Here is a 16,091-nt window from a genome sequence, read left to right as displayed (position 1 = left end):
CCTCCACCCAGAAATGAAGCCGGATGATAGGATGACGGAATCCCGCGTTCTATGGATTACATGAGACAAATCAGAGAGAATGCCTCATATTGTAAGGGTCAAACCTCAGGAGACCTGATAACCATATGATCGACGAGCTGGACCGGAACATCATCGACATTCTAGCCGGGGATGCCCGCATCTCCCTGAAGGAGCTGGCTCAGCGGGTGAATCTGTCTTCGCCCAGCGTCTCCGAGCGGCTTCGACGGCTGGAAGAGCGCGGCGTAATCCGCGCCTTCACCGTCGACATCGATCCCCATGCGATCGGCTACCAATTGCAGGCGATCGTCCGGATCCGCCCCCTCCCCGGCAAACTACACGCGGTCCAGCAGTTGATCGAGGAGATCCCGGAATTCTCGGAATGCGACAAGGTCACCGGCGATGACTGCTTCATCGGCCGGCTGCATCTGCGCTCCATCGAACAGCTCGACCAGATCCTCGACCGGATCGCGGACAAGGCGGAGACCAGTTCGGCCATCGTGAAGAGCCAGCCGGTGAAGCGGCGCCTGCCGCCGCTATGAGGTGCAGGCTCCGCGCCGCGATTGATCAGGCTCGCCTGGTCACGACAATATGTGTGGCGGCGGGCGTCGCACTGTGCTGCGTGCTGGTATAGCCCAATGCGGGCAGGTCGAGATCAATGAAGAGGTTCTCGCCGGTGCCGAGCAGGATCGGCGAGACGGCGAGGTGCATCTCGTCGACTGCCCCCGCGCGCAGATAGTCCCGGATCGTCGCAACGCCACCGCCGAGCCTGATGTCCTTGCCACCTGCGGCTTCACTGGCGCGTTGGAGTGCCGCCTCCGGCCCATCGGTGACGAAGTGAAATGTCGTGCCGCCCGTCATCTCCAGCGGGGGGCGCGCATGATGGGTCAGTACGAAGACCGGAACATGATAGGGCGGATTGTCCCCCCACCAGCCTTTCCAGGCCTCGTCCGGCCATTCTCCCCGGATCGGCCCGAACATGTTCCGGCCCATGATCCAGGAGCCGATATTGGCAAAGCCGCGCGCGGCAAAATCGTCATCGACGCCGGTTTCGCCGCCCTCTTGCCCGAACATCTCTCGGAAAGTGCGCGTGCCGAACGCCCAGCGATGCAGCTTCGCACCGTTCACGCCGAGCGGATTGTCGACATCCTGGCTGGGTCCGGCACCGTAACCGTCCAGCGACAGCGAAAACCCGCGAACCACCAGCCTCGTCATGGCGATCATTCCAAACCAGTTGCAAAACGATATCGGATTCTTGCCATAACCGATCCTGATATGCAACCGGTCATCCCAATCGGACGATAGTCACGAAACTGACAGCCTGGCTTTCGCAGCCCGGAATTTTGCCTAAACCTTGGCTGCGGGAACGCAGCGGGAGCGAAGTTCATGAGACTGTCGACGACGCTAGGCCGAGCCGTCTTCGGATTGCTCGCGACGCTGGCGTGCCTGGCGCCGGCGCAAGCCCAATCCGACGAGCCCGGCTGCCGCCCGGAGATGGCAAGCCTCCGCCCGCCGATCCAGCGCGCGGCGCTCGCCAAGGACGAGGTCCGGCTGACCTTCGTCGGCCACGCCACCTTCCTGATCGAGACGCCCGGCGGCGTGAAGGCCGCCACCGACTACAACGACTACATCCGGCCGCGCGAAACGCCGGATATCGCGACGATGAACAAGGCGCATTCGACCCACAATTCGCGCAATCCCGATCCCGCCATCAAGCAGGTCCTGCCCGGCTGGGACCCTGCCGGCAAGGGCGCCGCGAAGCACGACGTCACGCTCGGCGACATGCGCGTACGCAATGTGCCGACCAATATCCGCTCCTATTCCGGATCGACCGATTTCGACGGCAACTCGATGTTCGTCTTCGAGATCGGCGATCTCTGCATCGCCCATCTCGGGCATCTGCACCACCCGCTCGAACCCGGCCATCTGCGCGCRCTCGGCCGCGTCGACGTCGTGCTCTTCCCGGTCGATGGCAGCTATACGCTCGATCAGGAAGGCATGATCGAGGTGCTGAAATCGGTGCAGGCCAAGGTGATGATCCCGATGCATTTCTTCGGCGGCTCGAGCCTCAGTCGTTTCCTCGCGCGCTCCCAGGATCTCTGGCCCGTCGAACGCCGGGCCGAGGCCGAAATCACGATCAGCAAGGCTATGCTGCCGCCCAAGCCGACGATCATCGTCCTGCCCGGAAACTGACCGGCCTCTCCGGTTTTCAGGCGCGCATTAACCCCTCGCTCAGCCTGGCGAGAGGCTTTTCTTGCCCTCCCGTTCCGCAGCGGCAATCTGTTCCCGTCTCATGGGAGTGCAGCATGATCCGGGTTCTCACGACTGCCGTCATTGCCGCCCTGTTGCTGCCGGCGGGTGCCGAAGCCGCGAAATTCCGCGGCGGAAGCCGTTCGTCGCATGGAAGCTCCCAGACCAGTTCCAGCGGAGGAAGCGGGACCTCCGTCGGGGTCGCKCCGCGGGTCGGCCGATCCTCACAGCAGGAAGCGGCCAAGGGCGACGCCCCGTCGCGCCCTCCCTTCCCGACGGCCAGCGCGGCGGCCCCAGCGATGCTGCGGCTCAGCACCGCCGAGGAACCAAGGATCTGGTGCCGCAGCGAAGTGGTGGTCGGCGGCTTCTGCATGCTGAACTGAGCCGCCGCCAGGCCAATCTTCAGGTGTTGGCGCCCCCATCGATTGCAAAGCCCGCCCCGGTGACGAAACGCGCTTCTTCGCTCGCCAGATAGGCCACCAGCCCCGCGATATCCTCTGGCTTGCCGTAGCGCGGGATCGCCATGCGGGCGCGCTGCTCATCGGCCTGCGGGCCGATCGCCGGATTCATGTCTGTGTCGGTTGAGCCGGGATGCACGATATTGACCGTAATGCCGCGCGGGCCGAGGTCGCGGGCGAGCCCCYTGGTGAAGCCGATCAGCGCCGCCTTGCTCATCGCGTAGAGCGTCGCACCCTCTTCGACCACGCGATCTGCGAGGCAGGACCCGGTCGAGATGATGCGTCCGCCGACGCCGAGATGCGCCGCGGCCGCCTGTGAGGCGAGCACGACAGCGCGAACGTTGACGGCAAGTGTCGCGTCGATATCGGCGAGACTCCACTCGGCAACCGCTCCTCCACGCCAGATGCCGGCGTTGTTGACCAGAATGTCGAGCCCGCCCAGCGAGGCCGCGGCCTTGTCGACCGCCCCCTTGACCGCCACCGGATCCGCGCTGTCGGCAGCAAGTGCGAATCCCTTGCGGCCAAGGGCCTCGATGGCGCGGACCACCTCGCCTGCCTTGTCGGCGGAGTGCTCAAAGGTGATCGCCACATCGGCGCCCTCGCGAGCCAATCGCAGGGCGATCGCGGCACCGATGCCGCGGCTGCCGCCCGTGACCAGGGCCTTCTTTCCAGTGAAGCGTGACATCAGGCAGTTCCATTTCTGTGATGATTGATGCAGAAACAGATGGAGCGCTTGCCTCCCACCGTCAAGATAATTATCTACCGATCGATACAGAAAAGGAATGGCAATGACGGAACGCGGCCGCCCCCGCGCCTTCGATCGATCCKACGCCCTGAAGAAGGCGATGCTGATTTTCTGGGCAAAGGGCTATCAGGCCACCTCCCTCAGCGATCTGACGGGAGCGATGGGCATTGGCTCGCCGAGCCTCTATGCCGCCTTCGGCAGCAAGGAGGAACTCTATTGCGAAGCCATCGACTTCTTCGAAGCGAGTGAAAGCGATGAGATCGCCGGCCCGTTGACAGCAGCGCCAACCGCCCGAGAGGCGGTCTCGGCGTTCCTGGCTGCAAGCGCCGCCGTATTCACGCGGCCGGGGCGCCCGCCCGGCTGCATGATCGTGCTCTCGGCGGTGAATGCCGTTGGCGTCAGCGACGAGACCGCGACCAAACTGCGTGATATGCGCGCCGGAAGCGTCGCGACCATCGCCCGGCGGTTGCGCGCTGCGATCGACGCCGGCGAGATCCCGCCTGGTATCGATGCCGAAGCCCTCGCGAGCTATTACGTCACCGTTCAGCAGGGTATGTCGATCCAGGCGCGCGACGGTGCTTCCCGCCAGCAACTGGACGCGGTTGTCCGCGGCGCGATGGCGGGCTGGGAACAGTTGACGGCCGGCTAGTCTAGGGGCCGCCGACATCGCCATAATCATCCGGGGCGGAGCCCAGAATCTTGCCGGGCGCCTTAGGTGCGGTCAGCGGGGTCGGTATCGGTGTATTGCCGTGGAGGAGATCGTTGCCCGCATGAATATCGCTCGCGACCTGGAGATCCAGCCGTTCATCGTCGCGACGACGCACATCCTCGGCAATCTCAGCGACCTCCTCCTCCGACAGTCCCATGCTGCGCAGTGCGGCTGCGCCGAAAAGCATGGCGGATTCGAAGGTCTCACGAATCTGGTATTCGACATTGCTGCGGATCAGGTCCATCGCGTGGCCGCGATCATAGGCTCGCACGAACAGCTTCGCGTGCGGGAATTCGGCCTGCGCCATGGCGACGATCCTGTCGGCAGTCACGCGATTATCGACACAGACCAGGATCACCTGCGCCCGCTCGGCGCCGGCAGCATGCAGGATCTCGCGCCGCGTGCCGTCACCGTAATAGACTTTGAAGCCGAAATTCGACGCGGCACGGATCAGTTCGACATCGACTTCGATGATCGAGACGCTGCAGCCCCGCGCCAGCAATGTCTGGCTGGCAACCTGTCCGAAACGCCCAAAGCCGATCATCAACGCGCTGCCATGCAGGCCGGAGGCAATCTCGACGCCGTCCAGCGAGGTCTGCTCCGGTGGCAGGAAGCGATCGAGAGCCAATACGAGCAAGGGGGTAAGCGCCATCGACAGGATGACCGTGGCGCTGGCCACTGCGTTGACCTCAGCGCCGAAGATGCCCGCCGCTGCCGCAGCAGCATAGAGCACGAAGGCGAATTCACCGCCCTGTGAGAACAGTGCCACCCGCGTGATGGCGTCGCGGGTCCTGGAGCCGAACAGCTTGGCGACGATGAAGATACCACTGGCCTTCACCGCCATGAACGCCACCACGGCCAACGCGACCAGACGCCATTCACGGGCGATCAGGTCGAGTTCGAGCGACATGCCGACGGCAAGGAAGAACAGGCCGAGCAGGATCCCGCGGAACGGCTCGATATCGGCTTCGAGCTGGTGCCGAAAACTCGACTCCGACAACAACACGCCGGCGAGAAAGGCCCCCATCGCCATGGAGAGCCCACTCAACTGCATGGCGAGCGCTGCTCCGAGCACGACCAGCAAGGCAGCCGCGGTCATGACTTCGCGGGCTTGCGCAGCCGCAAGCAGCCGGAACATCGGGTTGAGCAACCAGCGCCCCGCCACCACGAGACCAATAACGGAGCCGGCGGCGATCAGAAGCGGGAGCCAGTCGCCGGTATCCCCCGGCTTCGCCGGCGCAAGGAGAGCAACGATCGCCAGCAGCGGCACGATCGCAAGGTCTTCGAGCAAGAGGATCGACACCGCCTGCTGCCCATGCAGTGTCKAGGTCTCGCCACGCTCGTTCAGCATCTGCATGACGACGGCGGTCGAGGACAGGACGAAGCCCATTCCGGCCACGAAGGCAGCCGGAAGGCTCAGGCCCGCGAGCAGGCCGACACCGGTCAGCAGCGCACCGCACAAGCAGACCTGCGCGACACCCAGCCCGAAGATCTCACCCTTCAGCTTCCAGAGCCGGGAGGGCTGCATCTCCAGGCCGATGATGAACAGGAACATGACGACGCCGAACTCGGCGACGTGGAGCACGGCCTCCGGGTTGGCGAAGAGACCGAGCCCCGATGGCCCGATGGCGACACCGGCGGTGAAGTAACCGAGCACGGAACCAAGGCCGAGACGACGAAAGATCGGCACCGCGACGACGCCCGCGCCCAGGAGCGCCACGACCTTGACGAGATCACCGGTAAGGCCTTCGACCGCCATGCGCCCTCCTGCTCCTGCCAGGCATCGGCCCGGCTGCGGCACTCGCAAGCGCCTATTGGCGCAGCCCATCCGGAAAGAGCAAGCTCCACGCCGGCGAGGCCGGCCTCAGGCCTTGCGCGTGATCCGGCCCTCCAGCGGGTAKGCTGGATCGCTGTAACCCGGCGTCGAGGGATGGCCGGCAGGCACGAGCCGATCGACCAGGGCCTCATCCTCGGCGTCGAAGCGGGCATCGAGCGCCGCGAGATAGGCCTGCCATTGTTCGAGGGTGCGCGGACCGGCGATCGCCGCCGTCACCAGCGCATTGTTCAGCACCCACTGCACCGCGAACTGGATCGGGGTCAGCCCCTTCGCGGCCGCATGGTCGCGGATCGTGCGGGCGATGATCAGCGATTCCTCGCGCCATTCGGTCTGCATGATCCGCTTGTCCGCGCGGCCGGCCCGCGTGCCCTCCGGCGGTGCCTGACCCGGTTCGTATTTCGCGGTCAGAATGCCGCGGGCGAGAGGCGAATAGGACGCGACACCCAGGCCGTAGAAATCGCAGGCGGGCAAATGCTCGACCTCGGGCATGCGGTTCATCGCGTTGTAATAGGGCTGGCTGACCACGGGCCGGTCGATGCCGAGTTCATCGCAGAGCCGGCAGATTTCCGCGACGCGCCAGGAGCGGTAGTTCGAAACGCCGAAATGCCGGATCTTGCMCTCACGCACGAGATCGGCGAGCGCATGCACCGTCTCGCCAAGCGGCACGGTGTGGTCTTCCTTGTGGAGATAGTAGATATCGATGAAATCCGTCCCGAGCCGCCGAAGGCTGTCCTCGCAGGCCTGCATCACCCATTTCCGGGAGAGGCCACTCTGATAGGGCCCCGGCCCCATAACGCTCGCGACCTTGGTGGCCAGAACCCAGTCATGCCGGTTCGCGGCAATCGCCCGCCCGGTCACCTCTTCGGAGCGGCCCTCGTTATAGACGTCGGCCGTGTCGATGAAATTGATCCCGGCCGCGCGCGCGTGATCGACGATGGCTCGTGCATCGCCTTCCTCAGTCGCACCTCCGAACATCATCGTCCCCAGGCATAGCGGCGAAACCTTCAGGCCGGAACGGCCGAGCCGACGATAGTTCATCTGCGTTGTCCCTGATGCATTGGCGCGCAAACCTGCCTCATCACCTGCGCCCGCACCAGAGCGAGGCACGCAGAGATGCCTTGCAAGGGCAAGAGATTCCTTAAGATTTCATGGGAAGCTGCGACAGTCAGTCAATGGTCGCTCCCGCATGAATCTCGCCGCTCTCGTCCAGAGCCAGACCCTCGCCACCTTGCTTGCCGCCTTGGCTCCCGGAGCCGGGCTCGAGCCCGGCAAGACGGTCGAAGCGCGCTTGCTCTCCCTGGGCAAGGACGGTACCGTGACCGCTTTGGTCGATGGMGTGAAGATCGATCTCGTTCTCGCCGGCCCGGAAGTCCGACAGGCTGCGCTGCAGCCCGGCACAACGCTCACACTCAAAATCGAGGCTCCGGAAGACGGTGGAACGGGGGTGCGGGCGACGCTGCTTGCGGCTCGCCCCCCTGGCGAAGCTCTCACTCCTCCGGCTCAGTTGGTGCCCATCGACGGTCCGCGGCGCGAGCCGGCGCTCGCACCGCTTGCGCTGGAGACGGGCCGCAGCGCCAAGCCGTCGGCTCCGGAGGCCGCCACCCCCGGCCTGCCGGCTTCGTCGCGTCTTGCCGGCGCGAGCTCTTCAGCACCTTTGCCAATCCCCGCTACCGTCGCGGTGGCCCCTGCGCCGACCCAACGGCTGCAGTCCGAGGCGACGCCCTCGCCGCGCGCACTTGCCGGCCCGCTGATGGGCGAGGCTCTCGCTCGCCAGGACAGTCTCGCGCCGCTCTTCGCCAATCTGCAGGTGCTTGCCAACGGTACGATCTCCCTCATCCTGCCCAAGCCCCTGATGGGCCTKATCGACCAGATCCTGGCTCAGGCCATGCCGGCCGAGCGTAGACCCGTAACCGGCCAGGGCTTKAAGCAGGCCGTCGCACGCTCCGGACTTTTCCTGGATGCGCAGGAGGCAAGACTGCCTTCGCGAGCAAGCGACCGCCCGGAGGCAGCCGCACCACGCCCCTCTCCTCACGGCGATCTGAAGGCGGGGTTACGCGCGCTCAGCGACATGCTGCGGCCGCTTGTCGCCCCGGACGCCGCCGCTCCAGGGCTCAAACCGTCGGGAACAGAACCAAGGACGGCAGAGCAGGCAACGAGCGATGCGGAAGCGCATATCCGCCCGTCCCCGCCACGGCGCGACGGCGCGCTCGCCCCTCAATCGATTGCCGAACCCACCCTGTCGGCCGGAGAGAAGCCGCTCGTCATCGCACGCACGCTGCTCGACCAGACCGAAGCCGCGCTCGACCGCGTCAAGCTCGCGCAGTTCGCATCTCTGCCGCCAGAACCCAACCGTCCCGAGGCCGCACAAGGCCAACGCTGGGTGACGGAGATCCCTCTCGCTTTCCAAGCGGGCACCGCGATCCTGCCGCTGCATATCGAGAAGGACCCGCCGCGACGCAGCCCCTCTGGTGTCGAAGGGCCCCTCTGGCGCGTGCGCTTTGCCCTCGACGCCGAGCCGATGGGTCCGCTGCAAGGTGTCGTAACGCTCAAGGGACGCGCGGTGAGCGTCTCGCTTTGGGCCGAACGCGAAGGAACGAGCCAGTTCCTGCGCGGCGCTGCGCCTGATCTCCAGGCAGCGCTGGCCAATGCAAAATTTGAAGACGGAACCGTCGACATTCATACCGGCCAGCCGCAAGCCAGGCGAGCGACCGCCGGCCAGTTCCTGGACCGTCTGTCATGAGCCCTCCCTCTCCCGATCCGCTCGCGGTCGCGCTCGAGTATGACGGCCATGGCGCCCCGCGCGTCACAGCAAAGGGCCGCGGAGAGCTTGCTCAACGCATCATCGAGACCGCCCGCGAACATGATGTCGACATCGAGCGGAACGCTGTGCTCGCGCAGGCTCTCTCCACGGTCGAGCTGGACGATCAGATCCCCGAGGAACTCTACCGGGCTGCGGCGCAGGTCATCGCCTTTGTGCTATCGTTACGGGGCGAGATGCGCCTCGGTAGGCAGGGCGGCGGCCAGTCTTGATCCAGTTCTGCCCAGAGCCTGCTTGCCGCCTCCGCACGAGGGTCGGATGAGCGCCGAGATCGTCATCAGGCGCACGCGGCTTGGCGATTATGTCGGCTATGGTGCAGCCTTCGCCGAACTCGCGGAACGAGCGGTCGAGCCCAATCCCGCCATGTCGCCAGCCACTGTCGCGGCTGCGCGGGTCCTGGTTCCAGATGACCGCATCGTCATCCTGACGGCCTGGCGCAGTGAAGCGCTCGGTTCCGAGAGCCTCGTCGGAATCTGGGTGTTGCGTCGGCAGCGCGACTGGCGCAGCGGCCTTACCCCCATCCTCGCCGCTCCGCTCGTGCCGCTCTACGAGGTTTCATCGGCCCCCGTGCTGGACCGCGACAATGCCGAGGATATCGCGCTCGCTCTGCTGCGCCACCTCGCCGCATCGCGCGACCTGCCGAAAACCCTGGCTCTGCCGCTCCTGCCCGTGCAGGGGCCAGGTTTTCGTGCGCTCCAGGAGGCTTGCCGGGTCACCGGCAGCGGGCTGACGACATTCGAAACCTGGCAGCGTCCCGTGATGATCGCTCAGCCCGGCGACGATGCCGAGCGCTATCTCCGTCGCGCCCTTGGCTCAAGCTACAAGAAGCGCATGCAGCAGTTCCGGGCGATCGCACGGAACGGCGTGGTCTCCTTCCAGCGCAAGCGTCGCCAAGCCGCAGGCGAGGCGTTCGAGACCTTCCTCGCGCTCGAAGCGGCAGGCTGGAAGGGGGAAGCCGCGACCGCAATCGCCTGCCTGCCTAATGACGCGGCCTATTTCCACCGGCTGGTCGAGCTCTTCGTCGAACAGGACGCGCTCCAGCTCGACACGCTGCTGCTCGATGGCAAGCCCATGGCGATGGGCCTGCTCGTCGAAAGCGGAAATACCCGCCAGTTCCTGAAGATCGCCTATGACGAGACCCAGGCGCGCCATTCGCCAGGGCGAGCGCTGACCATTGCGATGCTCCAAGCCGATTTCACGGAGACGCCGCCGGTCTTCTTCGACAGCGGCGCAGGCGACGGCGTCGATCCCGGAACCTATGTCTGGGGCGAGCGCAGGACCATGGCGAATGCGATCATCGCGATCGGCAGCGCGATACCGGGGCCGGCACAGGTCGCCGCCCTGGCCCGCACGTGGCTGCGGCGCCTGCGGAATCGTCATCAATCGGCAAAGCATCGATAGAGATCACGCGGCTCGCCTGGCGACCTCGCACGCATCAACTGAGAGCAACTCCGGCGACGCCGCCCTGTCGAGCCGACGTCGGGCTCGGAAGGCGGCGGCTCATGACGAGATTGACCAGGCTCGCCACCTGCCCGATACCGGCCAGGATCATCCTGCAACGGTGCGACGGCATGACCAGCGATATCAAGATCGGAATCGTCACGGTATCCGACCGGGCCTCAGCCGGCATCTATGCCGACGAGGGCGGCCCCGCCATTCGCGACTACCTGAAGAATGCGCTCACTTCGCCCTGGACGGCCGTTGCGCGGGTCATCCCRGACGACCGCAAGGCGATTGCCGACACCCTGATTGAACTTGCCGACCGCGAGGGCTGCTGTCTCATCGTCACGACGGGAGGCACCGGTCCCGCTCCCCGCGACGTCACGCCCGAGGCCACGGACGACGTTGTCGAGAAACCGATGCCCGGCTTCGGCGAACTGATGCGCCAGGTCAGCCTCACCAAGGTGCCGACCGCGATACTCTCGCGCCAGACCGCCGGCATCCGTGGTCGCTCGCTCATCGTCAACCTGCCGGGACGGCCCCGCGCGATCGCCGAATGCCTCGACGCCGTGATGCCCGCCATACCCTACTGCATTGACCTGATCGAGGGCCCCTACCTGGACACCGACCCGACCGTCATCGTCGCCTTTCGTCCGGGCCAGAAGGCCAAGGCCTGAATTTTTCCACGACCCTGCATTTAACCAATGGTAGTGACGTTGCTGTAAGGCAGCAGGGTCACGACCTGCCTGAGAAGAGCGCGCTTGATGTCAGTCCCGAAAATCGTTCCGCTCGTCATGGCCGGCGGAGCCGGCACCCGGCTTTGGCCGCTGTCGCGCGATACGTTGCCCAAGCAGTTCATTCCGCTGCTCGGAGACGGGATCTCGACCTTCCAGGCGACCCTGCAGCGGCTGCATGACCCGCGCTTCGATGCGCCGATCGTCATCACCAACAATGACTTTCGCTTTATCGTTGCCGAACAGATGCTCGCGATCGGCATCAAGGGCGAGATCGTCCTGGAGCCGGAGCGACGCGATTCCGCCGCAGCGGTCGCAGTCGGCTCGCTATTGGCAGAACAGCGCAGGGCCGGCGCAATCTGTGCGGCCTTTGCAGCCGATCACGTCATTCAGGCGACTGCGGCATTCCGCGACGATTGCGCGATCGCAGCCGAGCTCGCTGCGTCCGGCCTGATCATGACGCTCGGCATTCCCCCGACGCATCCCTCGACGGCCTATGGCTATCTCGCACCCGGCGAGCCGCTGCCCGGCGAGCGCGCGAAACGTCTGCAGCGTTTTGTCGAGAAGCCCGACCTGGAACGCGCCACGCGCTATCTCGAGGAGGGATATCTCTGGAACAGCGGCAATTTCGTCTTTGCCGCGGCGACGATGTGCGACGAGATGGAACGCCACGTTCCGGACGTGCTGAATGCCGCGCGTGAAGCGATTGCCAAGGCGACCCGCGACCTCGACTTCCTGCGCCTCGATCCGGAGGCCTTTGCCCAGGCCACCAAGATTTCAATCGACTACGCCGTGATGGAGCGGACGCGGGCGGCCGGTGTCGTGCAGGCAAGCTTCGACTGGTCCGATATCGGCGCCTGGGACTCGATCCACGAGATCAAACAGAAGGACGCCGATCGCAACGTCCTCGAAGGCGAGGTGGTCGCGCTCGATAGCCACGGCATCTATGTCCGCAGCGATGACGTGTTGACGACGGTTCTCGGCCTCGACGATGTCGTCGTGGTTGCGACGCGCGATGCCGTGCTCGTCTCGTCAATGGCCGCCGCCGGCAAGGTCAAGAACCTCGTCGAGTTGATGAAGACCGATGGCCGGCCGCAGGCGAGCGAGCACTTGAGGGTCTACCGGCCCTGGGGCTGGTATCAGCGCATCGATATCGGCCAGCGCTTCCAGGTTAAGCGCATCAACGTCAAGCCGGGCGGGCTGCTCAGCCTGCAGAAGCACTTTCATCGCGCCGAGCATTGGGTCGTGGTTTCGGGAACAGCCGAAGTTACGGTCGATGCCAAGGTCACGCACGTGCATGAGAATGAATCGGTGTACTTGCCGATCGGCTGCGTCCACCGCTTGCGCAATCCCGGCAGGATCGACCTCGAACTGATCGAGGTACAGGTCGGCTCCTATACCGGCGAGKACGACATCATCCGCATCGAAGACATCTACKCGCGTAGCTGAAGGCGGGCTCAGGCGGCGTGCAGCTCCTGACCGATAGCCCGGATCAGCTGTGAGCCGACCGGGTCCGAGCTCGCGGGAAAGCCGCCTACGAGGCTGCCATCGCGCCCGACCAGATACTTATGGAAGTTCCAGGTCGGGACTTCGGCCGGCCGCCGTGTCGCCGCCCAGCGATAGAATGGATGGGCGTCCGGGCCGCGCACGCTCGATTTCGCGGCGAACGGGTAAGTCGCGCCATAGGTCTGGCGCGCTGCTTCCGCGATAGCCACGCCTTCCAGCGGCTCCTGCCCGCCGAAGTCGTTGCACGGCACCGCCAGCAACATCAGGCCACGGCCGGAATAGCGTTGCCACAGCTGCTCAAGTGTTGCGAACTGCCCTGCGTAGCCGCAATTGGTAGCCGTGTTGACGATCAGGATCGGCTTGCCGCGATAGGCCGCCAGMGGAATATGGCCGCCCTCGAGCCGGGCGAACGCAAACTGGTAGGCGTCGGGTGCGCTCTGCATATCCGGCGATATGGCAAATGATGGGCTCGCAGCGAGCCCGCCGATCAGGCTCAACACGTCACGACGAAGCAGCGGCATGGCCTGCCCTCCCGCCAAACCTCATAATCCGGCGCAGATACTGGCGCAAATGAGAGCGCCCCGCAGCCATGATGGCCCGAGGCGCTGGATCACAATGGTGAGATTAGATCATCGGACAGGAAATCGTATCCGGTCCGATGATCTATCCCTTTATCTTTGCACCGGCTTTCCCGAAAACCGCAATCCACTTTTCGGGCCGATGCTTTAGCCTCGAGCCGCCTGCGCTCAGCAGGCGAGAACCTTCTTCACCCGCACCTCGAGATCGCGGAGCTCATAGGGTTTCACGACATAGTGGTCGGCGCCGTTGCTGGTCGCCTCGTCCATCTTGTCCACCGAGCGCTCGGAGGTCGCCATGATGATCTTGATCTGGTTGAGCTCCGGCACGGAACGGATCGCCCGCAGCAGATCGATGCCGCTCATTCCGTCCATGTTCCAGTCGAGCAAAAGCAGATCATAGCGCTTGGTCTGCATCTTCATCAGCGCTTCGCGCGCATTCTCCGCCTCATCGATGTCCTGGAACTCGATCTGCTTCAGGAAATAGGTGGCAAGACCGCGCATGCTCTTCTGGTCGTCGACCACGAGGATCCGGTAGTCACTTCTGGCTTTCATCACGCTCTCCTCACGCGGTGCGCTGATGCGGACGTTCTGCGATCAGGTGGCCGATAGCGGCGCCAATCTGGTCGAGTGCCACAACGCGATCAGCGGCCCCGATCTCGAATGCTGCTTTCGGCATCCCGTTTACCACACAGGTTTCGCCACTTTGAATTAACGTCTCGGCGCCGGCTTTGCGCATGGCTAACAAACCGTCTGCCCCGTCCCGGCCCATCCCGGTCAGCAGCACGCCTACCGAATGGGCACCCAGGCTGCGCGCCACCGAGTGGAACATGACATCGACCGATGGCGAATGACCGCTGACCAGCGGCCCTTCCTTCAGGACACAGACCAGTTCCCCACGGCGCTCCTCGATCTCGAGATGGCGCAGGCCACCTGGCGCGACGACCGCCATGCCAGGCTTCAGCTTGTCCCCGTCAGCCGCCTCGCGGACGTCAAGCCCGGTGGCCGCCGCCAGGCGTGCCGCGAATTTTGCCGTGTAGCCGGCGGGCATGTGCTGAACCACGACCATCGGGATGCGCAGATTGGCGAGGTCCCGCATCACCACCTGCACGGCCGGTACGCCGCCAGTCGAGGCGCCGATGGCGATCAACGACGTACGCCCACCGGGCGAGGCGGAAGCGCGCCCAGGTTCACGAACGGGAGCTGGCCTTGCCGGCGCGGCTTCGCGCGCCAGAGCGCGCGCGGCTGCAAGCATCTTTCGACTGGCCGAGGCGCGGTGAAGCGCAGCCACCAGATGCTTCATGAAGCCTTCGAGCGTATGCGTCGTGCCGTCCGGCTTCTCGATGAAGTCGATCGCCCCCAGTTCTAGCGCCTGGATGGTGTTGTCGGCGCCTGGGCCGCCGAAGGCTGAGACGATCAGCACCGGCAACGGATCCTGCTTCAGCACGCGCGCCAGCAATTTGAGGCCGTGCCGTCCCGGCAGTTCGAGATCGAGCGTCAGCAGGTCTGGCCGCAGCTCCTGGATCGCGTCCCAACCCTCCTCCGCGCTGCCGGCGACGCCGATCACCTTGAAGCCGGGGGCGGAGTCGATGATCTGCGTCATGAGCTTCTGCATCAGGACGGAATCGTCGACGACAAGGACAGTGACGGGTTTGGCCGATGGTGCTTGGTTCAGGGTCATGTGAAGATCTCGACATCACCTGCGACAGGCTGGGTCTTAAGTCGGTTGAGATAGGCCACTTCCTGCTCATGCTCGCTGCTGCGGACGCTCGGCTGCACATGCTGCACCCAGGCCCGTCCCGTGGAAGGCTGGTAGTGGATTCGCCGTGAGCGTGTGCCGCCGACATCCTTGGAGACGATGGGAATGCCTTCCCGGTTGAGGAAGTCGAGCACGAAGGCAATGTTGCCGTCGCCTATGGCGAGCATGGTCGCCCCCGACAGGACCCGTGCCCCGCCGAAGACCTTGGCTTCGAGATGATTTCGTTTGCCGCCGCGCTTGAGCAGGCCGTTGATGAGAACTTCCATCGCGGTGTCGCCATAACGCTCGCCGGCGCTGGCATCGTTGCCACTGTTGTTCTTCGGCAGCAGGAAATGGTTCAGCCCACCGACCCCTGCCTGCGGATCGCGCATGCAGACCGAGATGCACGAGCCCAGCACAGTCGCGACGATCTCGTCCTTCGCCGAGGTGATCTCGTGCTCACCTGGCGCGACCGTGATGATCGTCGCCTCGAAACGGGGGTCGAAATAGCGCCGAGAGGACCGCGTGATACTCATGGGGTTCTCTCGTAGATCGTGCGGCCGATCAGCCTGAGCTGCGGGTGAGGTTGCGGGAGCGACTCGGAATGACCGAGATAGAGGAAACCTCCCGGCGCAAGCAGATCGACGAAGCGGTCGAGGATCGTGGCCTTGGTCCGGGTATCGAAATAGATGAAGACGTTTCGGCAGAAAATGGCATCGAATGGGCCACGCATCGGCCAGTTTTCGATGAGATTGAGCCGCTTGAAGGCGATCAGCCGGCGCAGATCATCGCTGATCCGCGCCTCTCCACGCCCGACCTGCCCGTCCAGGCGCAGCAGCGGCCTGACATCGGCGGGCAGACGCTCGAACAGCTCCGCCGGATAGATGCCCGCTTCCGCCCGGTTGAGGATGTCCGTGTCGATATCAGTCGCCAGAATGCGGAAATCGAGATCGCTGCGTGAGCCGATGACGTCGCGCKAGACAGCCGCAATGCTGTAGGGCTCCTCGCCGGAGGAGMAGGCAGAGGACCAGATCCGGATACGCCCGCGCCGGCTTCAGGAAGGCGCAGTACTCCGCGACCGAGCCCATTCCCAGCGCCTTGACGCGTCGGGAAAGGCGACCGCGCGTCATCGCTTCCTTGTGTTCGCGGATGACGATGCCGGCATGCTCGTAGACGAGCTTCGATATGAAGCCCATGTCCTCACGCGTCAGCGTGGCTTCGGGAAGACCTTGAGGCGCGAGCATCACTGTGAACCTGACAACA

The 16,091-nt window shown here is 64.8% G+C and carries 19 protein-coding genes; 9 read left to right on the top strand and 10 right to left on the bottom strand.

The features are described from left to right. Nucleotides 1–125: 125 nt before the first annotated feature. Nucleotides 126–560, top strand: a complete 435-nt coding sequence (locus tag AC1DJT_RS10385) for an Lrp/AsnC family transcriptional regulator (RefSeq protein WP_043233394.1) — start codon at nucleotides 126–128, stop codon at nucleotides 558–560. Between the two features lie 25 nt (nucleotides 561–585). Here the strand turns inward: AC1DJT_RS10385 and AC1DJT_RS10380 are convergent, their stop codons facing one another. Further along, a complete protein-coding gene (locus tag AC1DJT_RS10380; RefSeq protein ID WP_441505311.1) occupies nucleotides 586–1,233 on the bottom strand; it encodes a dihydrofolate reductase family protein in 648 nt (215 codons plus the stop codon). 171 nt (nucleotides 1,234–1,404) lie between these two features. Here AC1DJT_RS10380 and AC1DJT_RS10375 point away from each other — a divergent pair, with 171 nt between their 5' ends. Both AC1DJT_RS10375 and AC1DJT_RS10370 read left to right on the top strand, forming a co-directional pair. Next, nucleotides 1,405–2,211 carry an MBL fold metallo-hydrolase gene (locus AC1DJT_RS10375; protein WP_441489344.1) on the top strand — a complete coding sequence of 269 codons (807 nt, stop codon included), beginning with the start codon at nucleotides 1,405–1,407 and terminating at the stop codon, nucleotides 2,209–2,211. 113 nt (nucleotides 2,212–2,324) lie between these two features. Beyond that, nucleotides 2,325–2,651 (top strand): hypothetical protein, encoded by a 327-nt coding sequence (locus tag AC1DJT_RS10370; protein ID WP_441489345.1) that lies wholly within the window; start codon nucleotides 2,325–2,327, stop codon nucleotides 2,649–2,651. Nucleotides 2,652–2,670: 19 nt separating this feature from the next. Here AC1DJT_RS10370 and AC1DJT_RS10365 read toward each other — a convergent pair whose 3' ends face one another. Further along, nucleotides 2,671–3,411: an SDR family oxidoreductase gene (locus tag AC1DJT_RS10365; protein ID WP_476834012.1), complete on the bottom strand. Its 741-nt coding sequence runs from the start codon at nucleotides 3,409–3,411 to the stop codon at nucleotides 2,671–2,673. Nucleotides 3,412–3,571: 160 nt separating this feature from the next. Here AC1DJT_RS10365 and AC1DJT_RS10360 point away from each other — a divergent pair, with 160 nt between their 5' ends. Next, nucleotides 3,572–4,120 carry a TetR/AcrR family transcriptional regulator gene (locus AC1DJT_RS10360; protein WP_476834011.1) on the top strand — a complete coding sequence of 183 codons (549 nt, stop codon included), beginning with the start codon at nucleotides 3,572–3,574 and terminating at the stop codon, nucleotides 4,118–4,120. 1 nt (nucleotide 4,121) lies between these two features. Here AC1DJT_RS10360 and AC1DJT_RS10355 read toward each other — a convergent pair whose 3' ends face one another. Both AC1DJT_RS10355 and AC1DJT_RS10350 read right to left on the bottom strand, forming a co-directional pair. Next, on the bottom strand, nucleotides 4,122–5,939 hold the full coding sequence (locus AC1DJT_RS10355; protein ID WP_476834010.1) for a monovalent cation:proton antiporter-2 (CPA2) family protein: 1,818 nt from the start codon (nucleotides 5,937–5,939) through the stop codon (nucleotides 4,122–4,124). Nucleotides 5,940–6,044: 105 nt separating this feature from the next. Beyond that, nucleotides 6,045–7,055 carry an aldo/keto reductase gene (locus AC1DJT_RS10350; RefSeq protein ID WP_476834009.1) on the bottom strand — a complete coding sequence of 337 codons (1,011 nt, stop codon included), beginning with the start codon at nucleotides 7,053–7,055 and terminating at the stop codon, nucleotides 6,045–6,047. 148 nt (nucleotides 7,056–7,203) lie between these two features. On the opposite strand from AC1DJT_RS10350, the gene fliK reads away from it, so the two are divergent. The 5 genes from fliK to AC1DJT_RS10325 all read left to right on the top strand — a co-directional run bounded on the left by fliK (nucleotide 7,204) and on the right by AC1DJT_RS10325 (nucleotide 12,458). Next, nucleotides 7,204–8,757: a flagellar hook-length control protein FliK gene (fliK, locus tag AC1DJT_RS10345; RefSeq protein WP_476834008.1), complete on the top strand. Its 1,554-nt coding sequence runs from the start codon at nucleotides 7,204–7,206 to the stop codon at nucleotides 8,755–8,757. Then, a complete protein-coding gene (locus tag AC1DJT_RS10340; RefSeq protein ID WP_476768411.1) occupies nucleotides 8,754–9,047 on the top strand; it encodes an EscU/YscU/HrcU family type III secretion system export apparatus switch protein in 294 nt (97 codons plus the stop codon). Before fliK ends, AC1DJT_RS10340 begins: the two co-directional genes overlap by 4 nt. A 46-nt stretch (nucleotides 9,048–9,093) precedes the next feature. Beyond that, nucleotides 9,094–10,236, top strand: coding sequence for a GNAT family N-acetyltransferase (locus tag AC1DJT_RS10335; RefSeq protein ID WP_476768410.1), 1,143 nt, complete (start codon nucleotides 9,094–9,096; stop codon nucleotides 10,234–10,236). A 170-nt stretch (nucleotides 10,237–10,406) separates the two neighbouring features. Continuing rightward, nucleotides 10,407–10,952: a molybdopterin adenylyltransferase gene (mog, locus tag AC1DJT_RS10330; RefSeq protein ID WP_441505369.1), complete on the top strand. Its 546-nt coding sequence runs from the start codon at nucleotides 10,407–10,409 to the stop codon at nucleotides 10,950–10,952. An 87-nt stretch (nucleotides 10,953–11,039) separates the two neighbouring features. Continuing rightward, on the top strand, nucleotides 11,040–12,458 hold the full coding sequence (locus tag AC1DJT_RS10325) for a mannose-1-phosphate guanylyltransferase/mannose-6-phosphate isomerase (RefSeq protein WP_476834007.1): 1,419 nt from the start codon (nucleotides 11,040–11,042) through the stop codon (nucleotides 12,456–12,458). A gap of 8 nt (nucleotides 12,459–12,466) precedes the next feature. Here the strand turns inward: AC1DJT_RS10325 and AC1DJT_RS10320 are convergent, their stop codons facing one another. The 6 genes from AC1DJT_RS10320 to AC1DJT_RS10295 all read right to left on the bottom strand — a co-directional run bounded on the left by AC1DJT_RS10320 (nucleotide 12,467) and on the right by AC1DJT_RS10295 (nucleotide 16,024). Further along, nucleotides 12,467–13,036, bottom strand: coding sequence for a glutathione peroxidase (locus tag AC1DJT_RS10320; protein WP_441505305.1), 570 nt, complete (start codon nucleotides 13,034–13,036; stop codon nucleotides 12,467–12,469). 225 nt (nucleotides 13,037–13,261) lie between these two features. Then, entirely contained in the window at nucleotides 13,262–13,645 is a 384-nt protein-coding gene (locus tag AC1DJT_RS10315) for a response regulator (RefSeq protein ID WP_043233413.1), read from the bottom strand. A 10-nt stretch (nucleotides 13,646–13,655) separates the two neighbouring features. Continuing rightward, entirely contained in the window at nucleotides 13,656–14,771 is a 1,116-nt protein-coding gene (gene cheB / locus AC1DJT_RS10310) for a chemotaxis-specific protein-glutamate methyltransferase CheB (protein WP_476834006.1), read from the bottom strand. Next, nucleotides 14,768–15,364, bottom strand: a complete 597-nt coding sequence (locus AC1DJT_RS10305; RefSeq protein ID WP_441489356.1) for a chemoreceptor glutamine deamidase CheD — start codon at nucleotides 15,362–15,364, stop codon at nucleotides 14,768–14,770. Before AC1DJT_RS10305 ends, cheB begins: the two co-directional genes overlap by 4 nt. Beyond that, entirely contained in the window at nucleotides 15,361–15,819 is a 459-nt protein-coding gene (locus tag AC1DJT_RS10300) for a CheR family methyltransferase (RefSeq protein WP_476834015.1), read from the bottom strand. The genes AC1DJT_RS10305 and AC1DJT_RS10300 overlap by 4 nt, the downstream gene beginning before the upstream one ends. Beyond that, nucleotides 15,752–16,024 carry a hypothetical protein gene (locus tag AC1DJT_RS10295; protein ID WP_476834014.1) on the bottom strand — a complete coding sequence of 91 codons (273 nt, stop codon included), beginning with the start codon at nucleotides 16,022–16,024 and terminating at the stop codon, nucleotides 15,752–15,754. Before AC1DJT_RS10295 ends, AC1DJT_RS10300 begins: the two co-directional genes overlap by 68 nt. Between the last annotated feature and the right edge of the window lie 67 nt (nucleotides 16,025–16,091).

The organism is Allobosea sp. 05T422_2 (assembly GCF_056396265.1).
Note: the sequence above shows the minus strand (reverse complement) of the source record. Positions and strands in the feature narration are given on the sequence as shown.

Bases quoted from the DNA above. Each gene is read 5' to 3' on its own strand.
- AC1DJT_RS10385 (WP_043233394.1), top strand. From the start codon at position 126: ATGATCGACGAGCTGGACCGGAACATCATCGACATTCTAGCCGGGGAT.
- AC1DJT_RS10380 (WP_441505311.1), bottom strand. From the start codon at position 1,233: ATGACGAGGCTGGTGGTTCGCGGGTTTTCGCTGTCGCTGGACGGTTAC.
- AC1DJT_RS10360 (WP_476834011.1), top strand. From the start codon at position 3,572: ATGCTGATTTTCTGGGCAAAGGGCTATCAGGCCACCTCCCTCAGCGAT.
- AC1DJT_RS10340 (WP_476768411.1), top strand. From the start codon at position 8,754: ATGAGCCCTCCCTCTCCCGATCCGCTCGCGGTCGCGCTCGAGTATGAC.
- AC1DJT_RS10335 (WP_476768410.1), top strand. From the start codon at position 9,094: ATGAGCGCCGAGATCGTCATCAGGCGCACGCGGCTTGGCGATTATGTC.
- AC1DJT_RS10315 (WP_043233413.1), bottom strand. From the start codon at position 13,645: ATGAAAGCCAGAAGTGACTACCGGATCCTCGTGGTCGACGACCAGAAG.
- cheB (WP_476834006.1), bottom strand. From the start codon at position 14,771: ATGACCCTGAACCAAGCACCATCGGCCAAACCCGTCACTGTCCTTGTC.
- AC1DJT_RS10305 (WP_441489356.1), bottom strand. From the start codon at position 15,364: ATGAGTATCACGCGGTCCTCTCGGCGCTATTTCGACCCCCGTTTCGAG.